At 41.9% G+C, this 20,041-nt stretch carries 18 protein-coding genes; 11 read left to right on the top strand and 7 right to left on the bottom strand.

Annotation, left to right across the window (positions count from 1 at the left end):
- The first annotated feature begins 152 nt into the window (after positions 1-152).
- From PQ469_RS24235 to PQ469_RS24270, 8 genes are all read left to right on the top strand, one after another.
- Positions 153-1,409 (top strand): tyrosine-type recombinase/integrase, encoded by a 1,257-nt coding sequence (locus PQ469_RS24235; protein WP_274209953.1) that lies wholly within the window; start codon positions 153-155, stop codon positions 1,407-1,409.
- A 490-nt stretch (positions 1,410-1,899) separates the two neighbouring features.
- Positions 1,900-3,723, top strand: a complete 1,824-nt coding sequence (locus PQ469_RS24240) for a phospholipase D-like domain-containing protein (RefSeq protein WP_274209954.1) — start codon at positions 1,900-1,902, stop codon at positions 3,721-3,723.
- Positions 3,724-3,760: 37 nt separating this feature from the next.
- Positions 3,761-4,615 carry a hypothetical protein gene (locus PQ469_RS24245; protein WP_274209955.1) on the top strand — a complete coding sequence of 285 codons (855 nt, stop codon included), beginning with the start codon at positions 3,761-3,763 and terminating at the stop codon, positions 4,613-4,615.
- Between the two features lie 44 nt (positions 4,616-4,659).
- Entirely contained in the window at positions 4,660-6,306 is a 1,647-nt protein-coding gene (locus tag PQ469_RS24250) for a hypothetical protein (protein WP_274209956.1), read from the top strand.
- Between the two features lie 15 nt (positions 6,307-6,321).
- The gene (locus tag PQ469_RS24255) at positions 6,322-6,678 is read left to right on the top strand and encodes a hypothetical protein (protein WP_274209957.1); all 357 of its coding nucleotides are present in this window, start codon (positions 6,322-6,324) and stop codon (positions 6,676-6,678) included.
- Entirely contained in the window at positions 6,675-7,937 is a 1,263-nt protein-coding gene (locus tag PQ469_RS24260; protein ID WP_274209958.1) for a hypothetical protein, read from the top strand. The genes PQ469_RS24255 and PQ469_RS24260 overlap by 4 nt, the downstream gene beginning before the upstream one ends.
- A gap of 181 nt (positions 7,938-8,118) precedes the next feature.
- Positions 8,119-9,378 carry a tyrosine-type recombinase/integrase gene (locus PQ469_RS24265; protein ID WP_274209959.1) on the top strand — a complete coding sequence of 420 codons (1,260 nt, stop codon included), beginning with the start codon at positions 8,119-8,121 and terminating at the stop codon, positions 9,376-9,378.
- A gap of 377 nt (positions 9,379-9,755) precedes the next feature.
- Positions 9,756-9,950 carry a hypothetical protein gene (locus tag PQ469_RS24270; protein WP_274209960.1) on the top strand — a complete coding sequence of 65 codons (195 nt, stop codon included), beginning with the start codon at positions 9,756-9,758 and terminating at the stop codon, positions 9,948-9,950.
- A 181-nt stretch (positions 9,951-10,131) separates the two neighbouring features.
- On the opposite strand, the gene PQ469_RS24275 is transcribed toward PQ469_RS24270, so the two are convergent.
- From PQ469_RS24275 to PQ469_RS24285, 3 genes are all read right to left on the bottom strand, one after another.
- The gene (locus PQ469_RS24275; protein WP_274209961.1) at positions 10,132-11,340 is read right to left on the bottom strand and encodes an ATP-binding protein; all 1,209 of its coding nucleotides are present in this window, start codon (positions 11,338-11,340) and stop codon (positions 10,132-10,134) included.
- Positions 11,341-11,471: 131 nt separating this feature from the next.
- Entirely contained in the window at positions 11,472-12,734 is a 1,263-nt protein-coding gene (locus tag PQ469_RS24280) for a site-specific integrase (protein WP_490356162.1), read from the bottom strand.
- Positions 12,731-13,018, bottom strand: a complete 288-nt coding sequence (locus PQ469_RS24285; RefSeq protein WP_274209963.1) for a helix-turn-helix domain-containing protein — start codon at positions 13,016-13,018, stop codon at positions 12,731-12,733. The genes PQ469_RS24280 and PQ469_RS24285 overlap by 4 nt, the downstream gene beginning before the upstream one ends.
- Before the next feature lie 122 nt (positions 13,019-13,140).
- Between PQ469_RS24285 and PQ469_RS24290 the strand changes: the two genes are divergently transcribed.
- A complete protein-coding gene (locus PQ469_RS24290; RefSeq protein WP_274209964.1) occupies positions 13,141-13,356 on the top strand; it encodes a helix-turn-helix domain-containing protein in 216 nt (71 codons plus the stop codon).
- A 54-nt stretch (positions 13,357-13,410) separates the two neighbouring features.
- Here PQ469_RS24290 and PQ469_RS24295 read toward each other — a convergent pair whose 3' ends face one another.
- The 3 genes from PQ469_RS24295 to PQ469_RS24305 form a co-directional block, all read right to left on the bottom strand.
- Complete coding sequence (locus PQ469_RS24295) at positions 13,411-14,106, bottom strand: DNA replication complex GINS family protein (RefSeq protein ID WP_274209965.1); 696 nt, start codon at positions 14,104-14,106, stop codon at positions 13,411-13,413.
- A gap of 52 nt (positions 14,107-14,158) precedes the next feature.
- Positions 14,159-15,544: a DUF8370 family protein gene (locus tag PQ469_RS24300; protein ID WP_274209966.1), complete on the bottom strand. Its 1,386-nt coding sequence runs from the start codon at positions 15,542-15,544 to the stop codon at positions 14,159-14,161.
- Between the two features lie 126 nt (positions 15,545-15,670).
- Positions 15,671-16,585 carry a hypothetical protein gene (locus tag PQ469_RS24305; RefSeq protein ID WP_274209967.1) on the bottom strand — a complete coding sequence of 305 codons (915 nt, stop codon included), beginning with the start codon at positions 16,583-16,585 and terminating at the stop codon, positions 15,671-15,673.
- 150 nt (positions 16,586-16,735) lie between these two features.
- Here PQ469_RS24305 and PQ469_RS24310 point away from each other — a divergent pair, with 150 nt between their 5' ends.
- Together PQ469_RS24310 and PQ469_RS24315 are read left to right on the top strand one after the other, a co-directional pair.
- Positions 16,736-17,362 carry a sigma-70 RNA polymerase sigma factor region 4 domain-containing protein gene (locus PQ469_RS24310; protein ID WP_274209968.1) on the top strand — a complete coding sequence of 209 codons (627 nt, stop codon included), beginning with the start codon at positions 16,736-16,738 and terminating at the stop codon, positions 17,360-17,362.
- Positions 17,313-18,062, top strand: coding sequence for a hypothetical protein (locus tag PQ469_RS24315; RefSeq protein ID WP_274209969.1), 750 nt, complete (start codon positions 17,313-17,315; stop codon positions 18,060-18,062). Before PQ469_RS24310 ends, PQ469_RS24315 begins: the two co-directional genes overlap by 50 nt.
- A 24-nt stretch (positions 18,063-18,086) precedes the next feature.
- Here the strand turns inward: PQ469_RS24315 and PQ469_RS24320 are convergent, their stop codons facing one another.
- On the bottom strand, positions 18,087-19,658 hold the full coding sequence (locus PQ469_RS24320; protein WP_274209970.1) for a reverse transcriptase/maturase family protein: 1,572 nt from the start codon (positions 19,656-19,658) through the stop codon (positions 18,087-18,089).
- Positions 19,659-20,041 lie beyond the last annotated feature (383 nt).

A 20,041-nucleotide genomic window follows, 5' to 3' on the forward strand; every position in this document is an offset into this window, starting at 1 on the left:
ATCAACACTTTATGATAATTTTATGACGCAGCTGCTATTGCTTTTTAATTATTTTTTCCTATGTTTGTTTTATCAATGGTTTATCATAAGAGTTCTGATAAGTCATAGCATCGCGGTTTGCATGCCAGGATAACATATAATTTATACCAGCTATGGAAATAGCAATTAAACCTATTCTTTGGACCTACAGAGAAATATTAGAGACTGAAAAAAATTACGTAAAAGGCGAACATGAAGTACGCATCCGGTTAAGTCAAAACCGAGAGGCCAAGTATTTGACAACGGGCTATAGCAGCTCGGTTGACAACTGGGATGCAGTTAATGGACTCCCCAGAATGAACCACCCTCATTATGCGGCGTTAATAACACGGATAAAGAATTTTATCGATGATATTAATTACGAAATAAAATCAGCAGAAAAGGCTGGCCGGTCAATTACCCACGTCGAAGTTAAGGCCCGGGTAACCAGTCAGCTCAAACAACCGCTCGTTGTTGGTAAGCCTAATAAAATTCTGGCTTACATCAAGTATTTAATTGATTATTATGATTCAGTTGATAACCCCGGTTATGCAAATGTGTTCTATAATAACAAGCTTACTGTAAAGAAGCTTCTGAAAGATAAGGACAAAATGTTCGTCGCCTTTACTAAGGCGGATCATGAAGCTTATGCAAAACAAATAGCAGGAACTTCGGAATCAACGCAAAGCCATTATCTCCGGACATATTACCGAATATGGAACCTTGCCATAAAAGATGGACTGGCAATGCAGGACCATCATCCTAAAAACTTCATTAATTTTAAGGCCTATAAGCGCATCCGAACAAAGAAACGCTCTATCAAATCTGATTTTTGGGAACGGATCATGAAGCTTAAGTTGGCGAAAGGCACCCGGATGTACCGTTCTCATTTATTGATGCAATTCATGTATTACTCGAGGGGCATGAATTTTAACGATATGCTTAAATTGAAGAAAGAGCAGTTTGTTAATGACGGAATCCGATATAAACGTTCAAAAAACAAGCGGCAATATGATTTTGAATTACATCCCAAAGCTATCGAAGTGATCAAAGCCTTTGAATTTGATTTTGAGCAATCGGATGCCGGATATATTTCCCCTTTTATTATGGCGGAACACGACACTGCAAGAAAAATCGATGTAAGGATTGATTCTGCTTTAAAAGACTTCAATGAAGATTCGCAAGCAATGGCAAAAGCTGTTGGTTGGAAAAAACAATTCACGTCAAATGCTTTAAGACATGGTTTTGCCAGCCATTTGAATGAACGAAACGTTGATATTAAAATTATTCAGGAGGCTTTAGGCCATGAGACACAAAATCAGACAAAAGTTTACCTGGATGATATTGACGATAGTATTGTTGCCAATGCAATAAAGGAAGCTTTAAAATAATTGAGAGTGTGTTTTAACAGGAACCCTGGTGATAATTACAGATAAGTGTTGTCTATTATTTGCTCAGAAGCGTATTTAGGGGCAAATAATAGATTTTTATGGAAATTTTCATCAAACCGGTCCTTTGGACTTACAGAGAGATTACAAGAGGTAATAACAACCTTATTGAAGGAGAATATGGCGTCAGGATAAGAATGACACAAGCCCTATCACTTTTAGAGGATCCATTTTTATTTCGCAAAACGAATTTAAAATTAAATTAACGTAAAATCAAAGCACCCAGCCATTTATAAAAATTTATTTTTCTAAAAATAATATTTATCAATAATAACTTATTACCTTAACACTCTCTAAACTAAGCCCTTATCATGAATATCCATAAAATACCACCGCCTCGCTCGAACCTGAAGTAAAATACCGTAAAAACACGGTATCCTGTCAAAAATGATCCCTCTAAATTAGCCTTTCAAGCCTTTCAACAATTAGCGATATGGAAATTTTTCAATCAAAAAATGGCGTCAGTGTAGCTGCTTACCAGGGCGACGCGATGACCTTGCTGGCCTTTGACCTTGGGCCGGAACGAAGAACAGAATTTACCGGTTTCAGTATCCGGATCACCCCCCTGGGTAAGAAGCCCTATTATATGTTTAATAACTATGGTTACCCGGCGGGTATCACTTATCCGCCTGCCGGGACTGTGATGACGCCTAACTTATTGACCACTGAATTTTCACCGATCCAAAAATTCCGCTGGATACACGTGCCATCCACCTACCACCATATAGAGAGTACGGTCTATGGAATTTATCAATACGACATCACCCCGAGATACCTATCCGCAGGAGCATTAGAACCGATTGACCCGTCCTTAACCGTAAGCTTGAGTTTGCCCGTAAACCCGTTTAAAAGCAAATCGCTGAGCGTTGGATTTACCCGGAGTTTTGTGGCTTCGCAGGCATATGCGAATCACTTCGGTGATTCCGTCAAACTCCGTCCGGATAAAAGCACCCTGATCTTTAACACCAAACTGAACTCAGGGACTGCTAATCCGGCTGCTCCCGGCCTGGCAGGACAGGCCTATAGTTATGAGGACATCCATCAATGGCTGGGCTGGCAGGCTCGTGCGCGGGTCATCGAATTTCTGGAGGATGCGTTGAAAGATCCGAAGATATCGCTCGATGTTTTTGCTTTCGACCTGGACGAGCCAGTCATTTGCGACCACCTACTGACCATGGCGGATGAAGGCCGTATCCGCGTGGTGCTGGATGATAGCAAAAGCCACAAAGGGTTGAACGGCGAAGGAAAACCACAATTCGAGGATCAGTTCACCACCTTATTTAAGGCTAAAACACAAGGAAAGCCGGATGCGGGAATCGTCCGTGGTAAGTTTGGCGCCCTGGCACACTCCAAGGTTCTTATCCAGAAAAAGGATGGCGCGGCCCTGAAGGTGCTCACCGGTTCCACCAATTTCTCCACCAACGGCCTCTATATTAATGCCAATCACGTGCTCATTTTTGATAATACCAGCGTTGCTTCGCTATATGAGCGCATTTTTGAAGCTGCCTATACGGATATGGCCGGCTTTAAAGACACCGCCGCACTGGCTTCTGCCAGCTTCGGCTTTAACAGCCCGGCACAAGCGGATAATGTCAATGACCCGGCGGTGCCGGAAATGATCATCCGTTTCGCGCCGCATCCAAAAACTTTTGCTTTTGACCAGCTTACAGAGATGGCCGCACAGGTTGATAAAGCGGATAGTATCTTATTTGCCATCATGGATGATGATTCGGACAGTCCTTTACTAACAGCGATCAAGGCCCAGGTAGAGAGCGATAAAACCTTTACCTATGGGATTACGGATACTTCCGATGAAGTGCTGCTTTATTCACCCGGAAGTACTAAGGGCATCCACGCTACCGGGAAAGGCCTTAACCAGGTGCTTCCTTTTCCTTTTAAACCCGAACCCGGGATTCAAGGCATCAGCATACATCACAAGTTTGTGGTCCTTAATTTCAATACGAATAATGGTGTGGTGTTCTGCGGCAGCAGTAACCTAGCGCTTGGCCCTGAACAGCGGAACGGCGATAACCTGTTGGAGATCCGGGACCCGGATGTCGTGACCGCTTTCGCGATAGAGGCGATCCGGCTGGTCGATCACTTCCAGTTCCGCGACAAGGACAATAAGGCCAGCCAGCCCGGTGCTAAGAAATTGGAATTGCATACCACCAGCGACTGGGTAGAGCCCTACTTTGATCCGGCGGATATGCATTCCAGGGAGCGCGATCTGCTCGTCAGGGACCAACCCTCATTCTAAGCCAATTTATCATTAACCACCCTAAATAATTGTAACCATGGACAACCAACCCGAAGCACCGCTGAGCAGCAATGAAAAAACCGTTGCCGGTATTTTACTGATCCTGTTTATTTTACTACCCATTTTAACCATTATTGCCCATTGGCCCAGCGAGCCGCCGCCAACGGCTAACGCGGTTTACAAATACTCGCTTTTTGATGTTTCCCTGTTGAAAGCTACGACAACTGTCAAACAAGTCGCTGGCAAGCCGGTTAGCGTTGTCACGGAGCCCACGGGAGGAATCCACTGGAGCACGCTGGCATTGATCTTGGTCGCAGCTGCCGGGTTCCTCGGGAACATGGTTCATATATCGCTTTCGCTAACGGCTTACATTGGCTCCTGCAGTTTTAAACGAAGCTGGATCTTATGGTATTTCATTAAACCATTCTCAGCCGCCGGCCTGGCGCTTTTCCTCTATTTCGGGTTGAATAGCGGAACGTCCGCAGCGCCGCTGAACCTGATGTCCATTATGGCGGCAGGGACGCTGGCCGGTTTATTCACCGATATCGCCACACAAAAACTCAAAGAGATTTTTGAAGCCATCTTTAAGCCAACCAATAACCTGCCTGACAAACTTGGCACAGCCGGTGCAAAAGCCATGAAGATTGACCTGGAACATATGCAGCCCCCTAAAATCAATCCGGCAGGGGCCAATAAAGTAACGATTCCGGGGACCGACCTGGACGGCACTAAGCTGGTCATTAAAATAAACGATGTGGAAGTTTCGAAACCAACGGTCACCCCGACATTGATCTCCTTCGATTACCTGGTAACGGTCGATCCCAAACCAGCTAAATACCAATTAGTGGTCAGTGATAAGGCGGGAGTAGAACTTGGTCACAAGGATCTTTAACAATTGAAAACACAATATTGATTCATTAAATACCTGACTTATCCATGATCAGAACATTATCCGCCGCAGTACTTGCCCTCGGTTTGCTGACCAGCACTGTCCGTGCGCAAACGCCCCCAACCGGGCAGACGGGGCAAACCACCCAAAATCCCGGACCGGCGCAGCCTCCGGTTAAAAAGGTGGTCACCCACTATGGGCCGCTGGTGACCAAATCGTCGGCCAACTTAACCGTTGACCTGGGTGATGTCGGCTTCACCGGCAGTCTGCCATTTGACGAGGCATTCGGCATCACGGTCCCAATCGACGGCACCGTCGTAAGTGTCGCTGTATGGTACCGGCTAAAGCCCAAGCCCTATACCGCTGTAACCCCAACAGCGGCCAATAACAATGGCTGGACAAAACTGGACGCCTATCCACCGGTAGGCAACAGCACCAATTACCAGTTTACAGTGCCGGCGCTTAAACCCAATAAATATTACCAGTTTTTCTTTGGCTATAAACGGAAGCCGGACGCGATTGACAAGGCGGCACTAACCACATTTACGCAACAGGTCATTGGCCCGGCCCTCGAAGCCAAGGCCCGAACCACTGCAATAGGCCGACGAAACTTTGAATTTACCAACGGTGAAGTCAACGCGATCATGGATGCGATCAAGGGAAAGATACAGGCTTATGTTGCGCTCAAAAATTTATCAGTTGATTTTTCGCTGATTGACAACGGACAGTATGCCAATCTTTTTAATACGCTCAAAAATGTCAGTAACGCCCATCAGACCAGCGAAGACATTAAACACAATATCGAACAGAATGACCTGGCCTTCGCCGCGGTACAGGCCAGGCTCAAACATTACCGGGACATCTATAACGCCTCGGGGCACACACCTGTTATTGCCGCGAATGTGAAACTGATGGATGATATTATGCTGGCATTACCGGCATTCTTGGCACCGCCGCTTGATCCGAGTACGATAACGACCGGATTGGTCTCGAATTATACCACCACCTGCACATCGGTCTTAAGCAGTTTAGGCAGGATCGATATTAGCGGCGACGCTACCTACGCAACGCTTGCTGATGATCTCGGCCAATTTGTTCAGTCGAACCGGCAGGGCGTTCAGGATTACTATCAGTCGCTCCAGGATGCTACGGCACTCGCCGCCGCCCAATCGAGCAGTTTTGTGGATATCGTCACGGCTAATTTATCCAATGATGTGATTATTAATGGAACAACCATTTCGGGGGACTTCAACACCTCGGCAAGTTTTTATGTCAGCGGTGATCTCGGTATTGCGGCCATTCCACAGTTTTCTAAGGCCGTACCTTATTTAGGAACCAATATCTATTTCCGGCCCGTTAATAAGGACATTACGCTCGCCGGTTCACCCGATGATTCTTTTGGAGATAAATTTGGTCGGCGGTTTTCTTTAATGTTCGGCCTATCGATCGCTACGCTGGCCAAGACCAATTACCGGACGGACCTGTTCGGTGGTAGTTTTAACCTGGTGACCGGGGCGGGACTGAGGATCACTGACTATTTTCGGCTCAATACCGGAGCGGTTTGGTACCAGAAACTCAATGATAACCCGCTCAACAGCAACAGCTATGTCCAGCCGGCCTTTTTCATCTCGTTTTCGATCGATTTAGATGTCAAGACTGCCCTGGACAGTTTATTTCCTACACGCAAACCATAATTAAAACATAAGCATATGTCATTCATACAACTCAGCGCGATCACTCCAACACCCGACACCATTACCGCACCCTCTCTGGTGGAATTAGCTTTTACCTTAAGTGCGGCCAAAGGCACGCCGACAGCGGTTTATTACCAGCTCAACAGCGATGATAATATTTATTTCCAGTTAACCAACGGCTCCCTGGTCAAAGAATTGGTGCAATTGGTCACCATGCCAGCCGACACCAAGACATTTAAAGACAAAGTGCTCATCCAAAAGGTCGCGGTCCCCCCTGGACAGGACCATCAGTTTGGTTTTATTTATGTGCAAGCGGTCAATAAGCTGAATGACCTGAGTGCTATTAAACATTGTATGATCAATTTCGTATGAAAAAGAAACAATTTCTCGGGCTAATGCTGTGGATGGCATTAGCCTTGAATTCCTGTAAGCCCGAAGATCAGATCAATTTGACCGGGGTGATCGCCTTTGACCACCCCGAGCAGGAAACTTTGGTAGCAGACGGGGTCACGACCCTGCCGGTACCTGTAAAAATTAAAGGAGGTGCCGATCCGGACAAGCGCACCGTCACCTTCACCACAGACCTGGGCACTTTTACGAACAACGCCAACACGATCACGATCGTGGCGGGTAGCGATGATAAAGCCACGGCCTACCTGAAAAGCATCGCGCAAGGCACGGCCACGATCAAGGCGACCGTTTCCACTTTCAGCATCACTAAAACGGTGCTTTGTACCTTTTCAAATGTCCTGTCTTTTTCGAACGCTACCACAGAAACCCAGACAGCGGACAATTACTCCCTTTTAAAAATTACAGGGCACATTAATCCTGGTACTGACGCAAGTAACCGGACCATCACTTTCACAACCGATCTCGGTACGTTTACCAACAATACGAATACAGTTGCTATCGTAGCTGATGTGAACGGCGACGCAGTTACCTATTTAAAGGGAAACGTAGTGGGAACCGCTACCGTAAAAATCGCCAACCAAAACCAGACGGCAACCAAAAATGTGGTGTTTGCCGCCGTAAACCCCAATAATATATTCACGTTCGGGACCATTATTGATAACATCCCGGCGGACGGCGTCAGTTTGGTCACCATTCCAGCCCAGGTAAATACCAGCCTCCCGGCAGCCAGCCAGTCGGTGACCTTTACGACAGATGCAGGTAGCTTTACCAATGGTTCGGCTGCGATACCCGCGGACCCGTCAGGTAACCTGAAGGCCTATTTAAAAAGTTCGGTTGTCGGACCTGCCCACGTCAGCGCAACCTGCAGTGCAGTCACCAGGACAGTGACGGTCAATTTTGTACCGGCCGTACCGGATTACCTGTTATTAACTGCCAATGGCACGGTGACCAATGGCAGCGCCAATACGCTGACGATCTCGATTGCGGCAAAGCGCAACATCGGTACCCCGACACCTAACTTTGCCTTGACCTATAGTGTCCTTGACGCCACAGGGAATATTGTAGGGTCTTTCAGTAATGGATCGGTAACCGATCAGAATGGCTTAGCTTCCGTAGTTTATACGCCGGGCAATACGACATATCGGGGCAATGTCACGATCACAGTCGCCCTGAAAAATTATTCGGGTGTCAGCGAAAGTATCAATGTACTGATTAACTAATTTTAATCCATAGCAAATGCCCAGGCGATGGATGATATTGACGATAGTATTGTTGCCAATGCAATAAAGGAAGCTTTAAAATAATTGAGTGTGTGTTTTAACAGGAACCTTGGTGATAATTACAGGTAAGTGTTGTCTATTATTTGCTCAGAAGCTTATTTAGGGCAAATAATAGATTTTTATGGAAATTTTCATCAAACCGGTCCTTTGGACTTACAGAGAGATTACAAGAGGTAATAACAACCTTATTGAAGGAGAATATGGCGTCAGGATAAGAATGACACAAGCCAGGGCTATCACATACATTTCAATTGGTTTCAGCAGTTCGCTGAAAGAATGGGATAATAAAAAAAACTATCCCAGATTAACGCATCCTAAATACAAGGAACTTGCTGTCAGCATTGATAAAATTATTGACGACATTCTGTTTGAAGTAAAGTTGGCGGAAAAATCAGGAAGGAATATTACGCCCATACAAATAAAAGCAGCGGTTAAAAAAAGTGGTAAAAGCGTTCCGAACGTTGATAAGCCCAATAAAATCCTGGCATATATTCAGACACTAGTTGACCAGTACGAAGATTCAGACAATCCCGGATATGCCTCCATATTCCGTAATTGCAAGGTTAGTGTTCAAAAGCTCCTTTGCAACAAGGACTGCAAGTTCATTGAATTCACCAGGGCGCATCATGAAGCTTATGAACTACAAATCTCAAAAAATTCTGAATCTACCAAAAGTATTTATCTCAGAACGCTGTATAGGGTTTGGAACCTTGCTATTGCGGATGATCTTGTAGGCAAAGAACTACATCCCCGAAAATATATAAAATTCAAGGTATATAAAAGAATTCGTACCAAGAAGCGATCCATCAAATCTGATTATTTTCAGCAAATATTACGTTTAAAATTTCCTGAAGAGAGCCGTGAATACAGATCACATCTGTTATTACAATTTATGTATTATGCCAGAGGTATCAATTTTAATGATATGCTGAAATTGAAACCGGACAATATTCAAAACAATGGCTTGGTCTATAAACGTTCAAAAAATAAAAGGGATTATAACTTTCAACTGCATCCTAAAGCAGTGGATATTATCAATACATTTCTCAATTACCCGGTTCAATCTGATGCGGGATACATCTTTCCGTTTATCTTCAAGATGCACGACACCGCAAAAAAGATTCATACCCGTATAAAATCGGCTTTGAAAGATTTTAATGAAGATGCCAAGGTTATTGCAAAAGCTGTGGGATGGGAAGTACAGTTTACCTCAAATTCACTCAGACATGGTTTCGCGAGTCATTTAAATGAAGCTAATGTTGAAATTCGGATCATTCAGGAGGCTTTAGGACACGAAACTCAATTACAAACCCAAACTTATCTCGACGATATAGATGACAATGTGGTTGCAGAAGCGATAAATAAGGCATTATTATGCTAATGAAGGCATTCTTTTGAAGCTAATGAAGTCAATAAGCCTTGCTGATGCACCAGGAAAAATCTTTACCTATTTTATTGCAACATTCACTTATCCTGTGTCTTCAGCTGTTTCTTGTTACGGCCTGGTTCTTTTGCGGATTATAGCTTGTTTATTCTTCACACGATGCGGATACTGTACCATTTCTATGTAGCGGTGCAAAGATTCGTTGGCTGGAAGAAGTTAATTTGCAAGACCTACATGATAACTATATCAAAATCTTTACGGAAAGACTTTTCTGAATATGGAACGGATCGGGTGTAAGCCTATAAAAAATATTTAATGAAAGGCGCCAGGAAAAATTGACTTTAATAATCCAGAACAATTAAATAACTTTAAATATGCTACTGACTAATCATAAGATAACCGAAGACTTCAGCATTGCCGAAGAACTGATGCAAACTGATGATCTCATTCATAAATGCAAAGTAGTTCAAATGTCTGTGAAGGATGGAGATTTCAGCCTCGAAGAGGCCCTGAAGATTTATAAGGTATCGAAGAAAGACTACATCCATCTCACCGCCAATAATCTCTAAAAGCTTTACATGTGAATCGTTTCCTTTTCAGACGGAAATCTTACAGGATCGGTCATTTGTTAAAGGAAACATTTTGTTTCTAACGTCATCGGAAGGAACTATTGGAGATTTTCGGCAATTCCATCCAAATAGAGTAAGCGAAAAACAATGTGCACAAAATGCACATTGTTTTTCGCTGTTATTACTTTGACAAATATTGATGGGCCGGAACTACATGAACAACTTTACCATTTTTCTCCAACCGATCGGTTTGATCAAGCGTCACGATAAAGCCCTCATCAGCATTAAAAAATGTAAGTGCTTCGACCACACCATCCAACTCACGGTTGATATTATCAGGGTTTAATTCAAAACACACCTGAACGGCCTCCACTAATTTGCCATTATTCGTGATAACGAAATCGCATTCATTCTTTTCAGCAAAATAATAGATCTCCCGGTGTTTTTGACGCAGGTGCAGGTAAACCAAATTCTCGAACTTTCTGCCATTATCTTCTGTAAAAGAACCTGAATTAACATTGATCAGGCCGGTATCTATGGCATAAACCTTCCTTGGGTTTGCGATCTGCTTTCTTAAAGAATAGCTGAATTTTGGCACGAATTGTAATAGATATGAATATTCCAGGTGTGACAAATACTCCATAACCGTACTGGTAGACCCGATCTCAAACAGCGTCTTGAGCCTGTTACCTGTGATCAACTTTGAAACATTGGAGAGCAGGTAAAATGCCAGCCGCTGCAATGTTTTAACATCCCTGACGCCGTAGCGCACTGCAATATCCCGGATTAGTATATCCTCAAATAGTTGGTTTAATATTTCAGGTATCCCTTGCTTTAAATATTCCGGAAAGCCGCCTAATTCTAAATAACTCAATAAGGAGGATTTATCGTAAGATAATCCCTTGAAAGCGCAAAATTCGTGATAAGAAAAAGGAAAAAGCTCTTTTGTGATATGCCGACCGGTTAACTTGGTGCCCAACTCCCGGCTTAATAAAGAGGCATTAGAGCCTGTTATTACTAATTTATAATCTTCATCCAGCTTTTGCCTCGCGTATCTTTCCCATTCTGGTATAATTTGGATCTCATCAAAAAAAAGCACATTACTTCCGCTGGCCTTTATAGATTCATCCAGCCTGGCAAAGTCGGTAGGGCCGAATTCATAAAGCCGGGGATCTTCAAAATTAAGATATAATGCATCAGGATATCTCTCTTTGAGTAGTTGGAAGAGCAGCGTGCTTTTCCCGCATCTCCTTATTCCCGAAACAATTAATGCAAACGCTGACAGGTCTGGCAAAGTTGCCAGCGCATCTCTTTTCAGACCAGGATCTTTTTGAGTCAGGTTTGCTTTTTGCGTTTCGATAACCTGATTAAAAGCAGATTGAAGTATCATATTTATTCATTTGATACAAAAGTACAAAATTGTTTGTTAGTAAGATACAATTTTGTTTGATGCTAAAATACAACCACGGGTTTCGACAGACAGTTTTGCGGAATGAGGAGAAACAATTGGTATGATAAATTTCAATCGATTTCCTCTTCCGTTAGAAAGAGCTCCTGGCCAATATATTTTTTCTTTAGCGGCTTCATATCTCTGCTGACTTTGGTATCGGTTATGCGTGCATACAACTGGGTCGTATGAATACTCTTATGCCCAAGCATTTGCCCTACAGTTTCAATCGGAACTCCGTTGGTCAGTGTTACTGTAGTTGCAAAAGTGTGACGGGCGCAATGAAAAGTCAGCCGTTTTGTCCAGCCCATCATGCTGGTTATATCTTTGAGGTAGGCGTTCGCCTTTTGATTGCTTATTTTAGGCAGGATAAAATCTTCATCCAGAATTCGCGGATAATCTTTATAGTGTTCAACAAGACGCAACGCCGGGCTCAATAGAGGAACTCTTACGCGATTGTTATTTTTCGTCCTGTAGGTCTGAATCCACAGCCCACCATCCTCGCCTTTCAATATATCGGTCCTTTTAAGCTTAACTGTATCGGCATAGGAAAGACCGGTGTAGCAACTGAAAAGAAATAAATCCCTTACAATATTAAGCCGCCTCTTCCTGAGCCGCTTTTTTGCAAGCTCATTAAGTTCATTGCTGGTCAGATATTCCCGATGCACTTCTTCATGCCTTACCCGATAGGCGATGAATGGATCACGCTTTACCCATCCAATCTCATAAGCTATTTTTATCACCGTCCTTAATTTTTTGACCATCTGTATAGCGGTATTAATCTTAACGCCGTAGTCCGTTTTAAGGTAGTATTCGAAATCACGCACAAACCTGTAATCTATTTCGTCCAAACGAATATCGTCGGCTTTATTTTTCATGGCGACGTACTTTTTAATAACTCTATAAACCGTTTTGTATTTGGCAAGTGTTCCCGGAGTATAGTCTTTACCCAATAGCCCAGCTATTTGATTTGTATGATAACTCCATGCTTCTGACAGCATTTTTGGCGGATCAATTTCCTCACCCTGCATCAGCTTACGGATATGTACCGCCTGAAATGGCTTTCCTGAAGTATAAAGCTCAAGCCTGCAGGAATATGCTCTTGCGTAAAGCACATCTAACCAGGCATTGGTAATACGGGCATTCTCTTTATTTCCTTTAACCCGCTTAGTCTGACTACTCCATTCTTCACGCTTGCATCTCTTGCCGGTTGACCACTCCTCGCGCTGTCCGTTAACATTGAGCCGAATATAGATGTGTAATAAATCGTTCAGCTTATTTTTAGGTTCCCTTAGAAGAAAAAGTACGCTGAATGCCTGCGACCGCGCAGGAGTTATGGCTTGTTTTTCGGACTTTTTTTTTCAATCCCGGAAAGCATTTTATCAATGTCCTCTGCTTTGTAAAAGAAGATCTTACCAACTTTATTATGGCTTATGGTTCCGGCGATCCGCATATTCTGCAGAGTGCCGGCAGATATATTTAAAAGCTTTCGTACGTCTTTACTCCTAAGCCATTTCTGCTGTTGCAGCGTTTGCGCTTCCTTGAGCGGTTTTAAGATTTCGAACAGCTCATTTTTGAAATTCTCAAGGTCCTTTTTGGTCAATAAATCGTCTGGAGTCACATTCAAATATTTAGAAAAACAGAACAAATGTAACGAAAAACGGGACATAAAAAATGAAATTATTTAGACTTCCCAAACATCTGTACATTAAACTCATAAAATAATCCAGAAAAACGTTATTCATGACAGAGTTCGGTCTTTATCTTGCCAAAAAATCCGTTAATAAAGCGGAGATTTCCCGTAAGACAGGAATAGGCAAGTCACGATTAAGCGAACTAGCCATGAATCCCTCAGCAAGGTTAAGAGCAGACGAGTTGTATTTGATCGCCCTGGCAATTGATTCAGATCCGGCCGAAATTTTAAGCCACTTATTTAAAGGCTTAAAACTTAAGGAATAATCTGACAAGATGTTAGGTCGTTATTAAAGCGTAAGTGGTATTTCCGCCACCGTATCAATTTAGATTTTTGATTTCATCCAAAATTTTTTGAACGAGAAATGGGATTTCTCCTTTTAACATTTCTTCATAAACGACCTTTTGCGCATTAAATGTGTCAATTGCGACACATAGATCGTCCGATACTTGATAATCGTGTGAATAGTTTTTTATCAGGAAATCATGAAGGATTTCACAAAACATGCCCAATTCATCTTTTTTGAAGCCACGAATTTGTGGTACTAACCAAATTGCGCCTATTTCGGTTTTTCCATTTCGTTCGTGAGAAAACAATAAGCTGGGATTTAGATGCAAAGGAAAATCATCTACGGCAAAAACCTTATGAACCTTTTGAACCGTAACGAATTTTGAAATTTTGATTGGTCTAATGTCGTCGAAATTGAAATCTTTGAAGTTATTTAAAATGTCGATGTTTTGTTGAAACATGGACTTTACCTTTTTGTCTTCCGTACTTTCTCGTTTATTGGTAAGCTCCTCAATTTTAATTTCGTAAAAATCATTTTTATTATGTTTGAAAACATTATAGATACAACTTGTACTGGTCACCCAATAATTTCCTCCTTTTGAGTCTTCATCGTTCTTGGCCTTTTCTTTAGCTACTCTATTTTTTAGTTTGTACGCGAATCTCTTCTTTGCGTTGTCATTAGATTTTCGTCTAAAATCCACTAACTCTTTAATAGCTATTTTTTGCATTTTTTCTCAGTGATTGCTTTTATTTCTAATTACAGTCCGATAACCGTAGACTTTATCTTTTGCTAGCAGAAGGCTTGATGATGGCATTGACTACGATCATTACTGGTGTAGCCAATTTCAAACGCTTCCTTTCTGCAATGATGGCTTGGATCTCCCGTATTTTTTCATCTTGCTTATCATTCACCCTTATCACAAGATAAATACTGTGGTTGGGATTAACGCCTTCTGCCACGTTATAGGTAGGCAGCTGCTTGGTAAAACCTTCAATAAGTTTCGGGTTACTGGTGTATTTGATCTCTAGGTTGACTTTCGCAGCTCCATGAGACAGCTTAAAATCCAAGGCTCCAGACCCCGCATTGATCTCCCTGTTAAGGTCCAGTCCATTGGACTCGGCGTAAGAGTCGGCAATAGCATAAAATAATAGCTGAGGGAATCGTTCTGGTCTCAACTTACCTTTTTCATCATATAGGTTATAAACCAATCCGTTATGTTCTGTTAATTTCTTGAACTTCTCTGCGATGGCGGTGACGATTTCTAAAACCTGATCTTTAGTTTTAGAGGCATACTGAGTAAGATCCAAGGGATTGTCTACTGCCGTTTCCGGCCCTAACACATCCCAGATAGTGACTCCTAAGTGATCTATTAAAAAATCATATCCTCTCGCTGTACGGTTCTTATAACGCTCTAAGAACTCCATTAACAATTTGGGATTATCCAAGAGCATTTTTTTTAAGTCTTCCTTCTTAAAATCGGAAACGACTCTTTTCCATGTCGTTCCGATAAGATCGTTCATTGACTTTCTAACACCTGCATTATGCTCTGCTGCAATAGCTACATCTTCCCATTGCGCTGAAACGGCCAGATCGCTTAACAATACATTCGGCACAAAAACGACTGTCTTACCTTGACTGTCCTTTAATGGTTGTACATTCAACTCCGTAGCGATACGCGTCGTATAAGCATGAAACTCATCCTTTAAGATAATAGACACCATATCACTGATTCGATCCGCTCCAATATTCTCTTCAATAACAGGGACCAGGTCAAATAATTTAGGGTCTGATATTCCCGCTCTTACGACGAGGTGGACGGTGGTTAATATTCTTTCTGCCATTTCTGGTCCGATACCACTGCCCCTGGTTCCTTTTTGCGAATACCCGAGGCCCGTGTTTAACCCTTCGCCAAAGGTGAGTCGCCTGTGCGCTTCCCGCCAAAATGGGTCCCCTATCTTCCGACTGCTTTGCACCAGGTGAAGGATGTCCGTAAAATAATTTCCTAGTTTGGTTGCGGCGTCCTTGAATTCAGGAATAGTACATCCCGCAATAAGTGCTGGGTCAATATGCAATCGGCTATCAAAGTCGGTCATAGAGTCAAAAACTCCTTTATTTTTTAGCTGAATCTTGGTCAATCCGAGTAATGTGCTGATCCGTTTTGGCATGATAGTTAATTGGTTAAGTAAATATCGCAATATATTTACTCACTTGCTGCTTAATATTATTAGGCGATAAGATAACCACTCCAGCCCAAGTTATTAGTAGGGCATTGGTACCATATCATACAGGTTTCATCTCTTAAAAAATGCACTAAATTGCTTATTCCAGCCCTCGATGTTATTATGAACGATTCTTTTTAGAAAGGCTGGATTGGCTTTTGCGTTTTGTTTATTCAATTCAACTCCCGTTTTAAAAAGAGAATGCCGAAAAATGAATGTAGCATTGCCTGTCTTGAGGTTTTCGAAAATGACCAGGTCATCTTTCGTATATTCAAACATCAGGTATTCATCAAAGCCACCTAAGCCTATCGTTACGTCGGAAGGTTCCATTTCTTTCAGCATGGCGAAACGATAACTATTACCATGGAATGATCCTTCCCGGTCATGATCTACGAATTCTTTATCCACCAGTTCTAGCTTTTGCGCCACTGTCAAATTACCTGATGACAACATCTTCTTGTGTTCAATCTTGGTAACCGGCACGATTGGTTCAAAAACATTATCATAGATCATAAAATATGCTCCTAGAGCTATCGCCATATTCATAGCGGCGCCTGCTTTCATATAAAGGGCGGGATCATCCTTCATTTTGAAAGCTGGGAAATGAAGGATGACCTCCTTTTGCGGGGTTTCAGCTTTTTCAAGCGCTAAATGATATTGATGTAAAAGTTCCTTTTCCCAAATATGGAATTCCCTGTTATAGTCTATTTCCTTTTCAAAACGCTTGCTATAATAGTGAATGTGTTTCCAAATACTCTCTTTACTCTCCGGTTGTTTCCGAACATATTTCCCTTTTGTGTTTTCCCTGAGCGAGCTCTTCTTACCGGTAACGATCAGTGTAGTTGTATGGCCATTGATTAGATCAAAAAGCCCGGGGTGGCTTTTACCTAGTTCGGTTAACGAACGTACACCGAAACCAATGTAAAAGGTTTTGCCTTCATCTACTACTCCTTTAAGGTACTTGCTGGGATTTAAAACACGATTCATAGCCTATTATTATGTTATTAAGGTGTATAAGGTTAGCGACATGCCGAATTCCTTATTTTTATTTCTATTTTTAACATTAATACTTTCAAGCGTGACATATGCAAATCATGATTTTGTCACGCTTCGCGGTAATTACTTACAGTAAGACCCTTGAAACCTGGACTTATCAATCTTTCTGACTCGCATTTACTTGAAGCTTTATGCACAAGTGATGATGATCATTTATTGTACAATGAATTCGTACAACGATTTTTACCGGATGTGCAGTCCGAGTGTGAGAAGGTATGCAAAAGCAGAAAGATCGATAGCCATGCAGGGATGCAAATCGCACATGAAACCTTCGAACGTGTAAGGAAGTATAAGTCTTTCAAGAAAGACCTGGTTAAGATCCCTGATGAAAGAAAGGGCATATTGATATATTTGAACCGGGTCTCTTTAAGTTTATTTAATGATTTTCACAAACGATGTCAAAGTAAAGAGATCCATCATAAAACTTATTTTGATGATATCATATCGGCAGAAATATCGAGCGTAGGCGTTAATGATCTTAAAAGGAAAAAGGATTTCGCGGTTTTGATGTTAAAAAAATTGAATGCAAAAGAACAAAAAGTATTACTAACCGATTTAGAATATAAGCGCCATCACAAATATCTACCAGATGATGTCGTACATATCTTATCAACAGAGTTAAATGTTAAACCGGTTTCAATCAGAAAGATAAGAGAACGTGCCGTACAAAAAATTAAAAAAGCTATCGACGAGTTCAACCAAGGGTAAGGAAACACCTTTTACCTTGGGGGACTTTGAGAAAGGCCTAATGTTGGCTGGTCTTCTCAGGCCGAATTCCATACAAGAACTCCAGGAGCGGGAACAAGTAGAAAAATATGAGTCGGAAAATGCGTCCATCGCTAAACCTGTCTACTTCAAACGGGTTGTACTCGCTGCAGAGATCGTTGCCAAGTTACATACCGAGCCTTCTTTAGGAAAAGTAAAATTCCAAAAGTTGGTATTCTTATGCGAGCACGTGGCAGGTATGGAATTGACCGGGCGTTATACCAAACAAGCAGCAGGACCATTTGATAACAAATTCATGCACTCAGTCGGCAAAGAGTTCAAAAAAAACAACTGGTTTTCGATCGAACAAACCTTTACCGATAATTATACGCGGTATAAGTTCTTGCCAATGGAAAACATGAAGGGTTATAAACACTACTACGATAATTATTTTAAGGACATTGATGATAAAATCCAGTACATTATAGAACTGTTCCGAAAGCAAAAAACTGATCAAACAGAGTTAGCAGCTACAGTCTTCGCTTGTACACTTGAATTATCGGCCCAACAGAGTTCAATTAACAAAGAGACGCTTTTAGAACTTTTTTATGATTGGTCTGAAGGTAAAAAAAGGTTCACTCCGACCGATGTACTCGCTTCTTACGATTGGCTCCAAAAAGTGGGGATAATCGAGAAAGCCTGAAATAATTTTAATAAGTTTCCGTATTTAGTCAAGATATTTCCTTTTATAAATAGCTAATTGTTTTTTTGACGCAGCAGTAAAAATAGTTCGATGCCGGCGAACTTGCTTAAGTATCCTTGGTTCTTTCATAATCTCAGACGCCCGTGTGGCATAAGAAAAATAGTTGCTTCTAAACTCATCGTCTTTTTGTTCGGTTCGGTATACATAATAACCGAAGCGGTTTGGCTCTAAATATTTGTGTTTTCGCTTTACTTCTTTTTCGTCCAAATTGATATTAGTATATAAGCGGTAAAGCCTTCTTCGAAACAAAGCTTGCGAAGCGCCGGGTGTATTTCGGGCACTTAGCATGGCATGCCTGGCTTTTCCTTTTACAGCCATAATCATCCGCCGATAAAATTTAGATAAATTGGCAGATTTAATTAATGTCTTATACCCGTAATATTCAAACCCTAAATATGTTAAGGGCCGGTCAGGATAGAGGGAACAATCTTTCAATAGATGAGAGCGGACGACCGTTTCATGCTCAATGGTCTCACTAGTAAAATAATATTGTTCAGTCTTTTCTGGGCTAATGGTGACCTTGCTTCCATTTTCTAATGTATGACTTAGGAAATCAATCATTGCAACCCTTTGATCTTCTTTGCAAATTATAATGATATCATCTGAATACCGTCGGTAATATCCCTGACGCCCTGTAACGACAAAATCCAGCACGGCCTTGTCAAATTCAAGCAGGTATAAGTTTGCAAGCGTCGCACTGAGTGGCAGTCCCTGGGGAATACCCATCATATCACCGGCTTTATTACGAAATTGATTTTTATAGACTTTTAACTTTCCCTCTTTCAAAACCTGGCGAAAATCAGCCGGGTCAGCAAAAAAAGATGAAGTGTTTTGTTTGCGTATTTCAGCTAGTGACCCTTCGTCAAAACCAGATCGATGTCCATCATGGGTCGGCCTTGCCCTAAGATCGTCTCTTAGAATATAAGAAAATCGGGTAGATGCTTTAAAAACGTTGTAGTGATCGGGACTTAACATTGTTTGCCTCGTTATTTTTGCCCAAGCTTTTTTCAATAGCGAATGATCAATACTGCTGAAAAAACTCTCAATATCGAATTTAAGCGCCCAACAACCACCGTTTTCGGCCCGCTCTTTTATTGCAGTAAATACCTCATGGGCGAAATGAATGGTACTTTTATGTGCATCTTTTTTTGACGGGTCTTTGATCCGTCTGTAGGCGGTTACGCAATCACTTAAATGCGGAGTATTTTCAATCTCTTTCAGATAGGCCTTTTGTAGCAAATCGCCATAATAACCAAATATCATCGCATCCATATGACTGGCGTAATGCAAAGGTCTGAGCTTTGCATGTGTTTTTCCTTCAAATGAATGCTGTCGTTTGCTGCCGCCTTTAGGGATTTTGTACCTTCTTACTTTAATATTAGTATGGATCAAAGGAAAGAAATTGTAACCGGCTACAAAATCAGGATTCTTTACCATACCAAGGACAGCCCCTCGCTCATCGTAAACGTTGATTTGACGGGTGATGTGGAGATAGCCACGGTTTTTTAACCAGGTTTTTTTTCGTTTAGGTTTCATAAAAAAGGGACCTCCAACTGATTAGCGCATCGGATCGTTAGATTGCATAACACTTGCCAGGCAAGTAGACCGTTACCCAAATTCTTGAGTCGCGCCATTATTTCCAATATTATAGCTTTAAATACATTAATATCAACCATGAATACATCATTGAGAATACTAAGAATTATTACTAAATTTGTAGATTGTATAACCGTAGGTATCAAGTTCATCAGCATAGTGCTTCTGTTCGTTCTACCGAGTATTTATAATCAACCGGAGGTGATTATCACCGCAGATGCTTATAAAGCCAGTTATGACAATGTCCAACCTCTATGCGCTAGTTCACATACATAGAGCAAAAGACGGTCTATACCAAACGCATATCGTATCCTTTGTCGGAG

The sequence above is a fragment of the Mucilaginibacter sp. KACC 22773 genome (assembly GCF_028736215.1).
GTDB lineage: Bacteria > Bacteroidota > Bacteroidia > Sphingobacteriales > Sphingobacteriaceae > Mucilaginibacter.

Coding starts and splice junctions, on each gene's coding strand:
- PQ469_RS24240 (WP_274209954.1), top strand. CDS start 1,900: ATGGAAATTTTTCAATCAAAAAATGGCGTCAGTGTAGCTGCTTACCAG.
- PQ469_RS24250 (WP_274209956.1), top strand. CDS start 4,660: ATGATCAGAACATTATCCGCCGCAGTACTTGCCCTCGGTTTGCTGACC.
- PQ469_RS24265 (WP_274209959.1), top strand. CDS start 8,119: ATGGAAATTTTCATCAAACCGGTCCTTTGGACTTACAGAGAGATTACA.
- PQ469_RS24295 (WP_274209965.1), bottom strand. CDS start 14,106: ATGCAAAAAATAGCTATTAAAGAGTTAGTGGATTTTAGACGAAAATCT.
- PQ469_RS24300 (WP_274209966.1), bottom strand. CDS start 15,544: ATGCCAAAACGGATCAGCACATTACTCGGATTGACCAAGATTCAGCTA.
- PQ469_RS24320 (WP_274209970.1), bottom strand. CDS start 19,658: ATGAAACCTAAACGAAAAAAAACCTGGTTAAAAAACCGTGGCTATCTC.
- PQ469_RS24270 (WP_274209960.1), top strand. CDS start 9,756: ATGCTACTGACTAATCATAAGATAACCGAAGACTTCAGCATTGCCGAA.
- PQ469_RS24235 (WP_274209953.1), top strand. CDS start 153: ATGGAAATAGCAATTAAACCTATTCTTTGGACCTACAGAGAAATATTA.
- PQ469_RS24260 (WP_274209958.1), top strand. CDS start 6,675: ATGAAAAAGAAACAATTTCTCGGGCTAATGCTGTGGATGGCATTAGCC.
- PQ469_RS24275 (WP_274209961.1), bottom strand. CDS start 11,340: ATGATACTTCAATCTGCTTTTAATCAGGTTATCGAAACGCAAAAAGCA.
- PQ469_RS24290 (WP_274209964.1), top strand. CDS start 13,141: ATGACAGAGTTCGGTCTTTATCTTGCCAAAAAATCCGTTAATAAAGCG.
- PQ469_RS24305 (WP_274209967.1), bottom strand. CDS start 16,585: ATGAATCGTGTTTTAAATCCCAGCAAGTACCTTAAAGGAGTAGTAGAT.
- PQ469_RS24245 (WP_274209955.1), top strand. CDS start 3,761: ATGGACAACCAACCCGAAGCACCGCTGAGCAGCAATGAAAAAACCGTT.
- PQ469_RS24255 (WP_274209957.1), top strand. CDS start 6,322: ATGTCATTCATACAACTCAGCGCGATCACTCCAACACCCGACACCATT.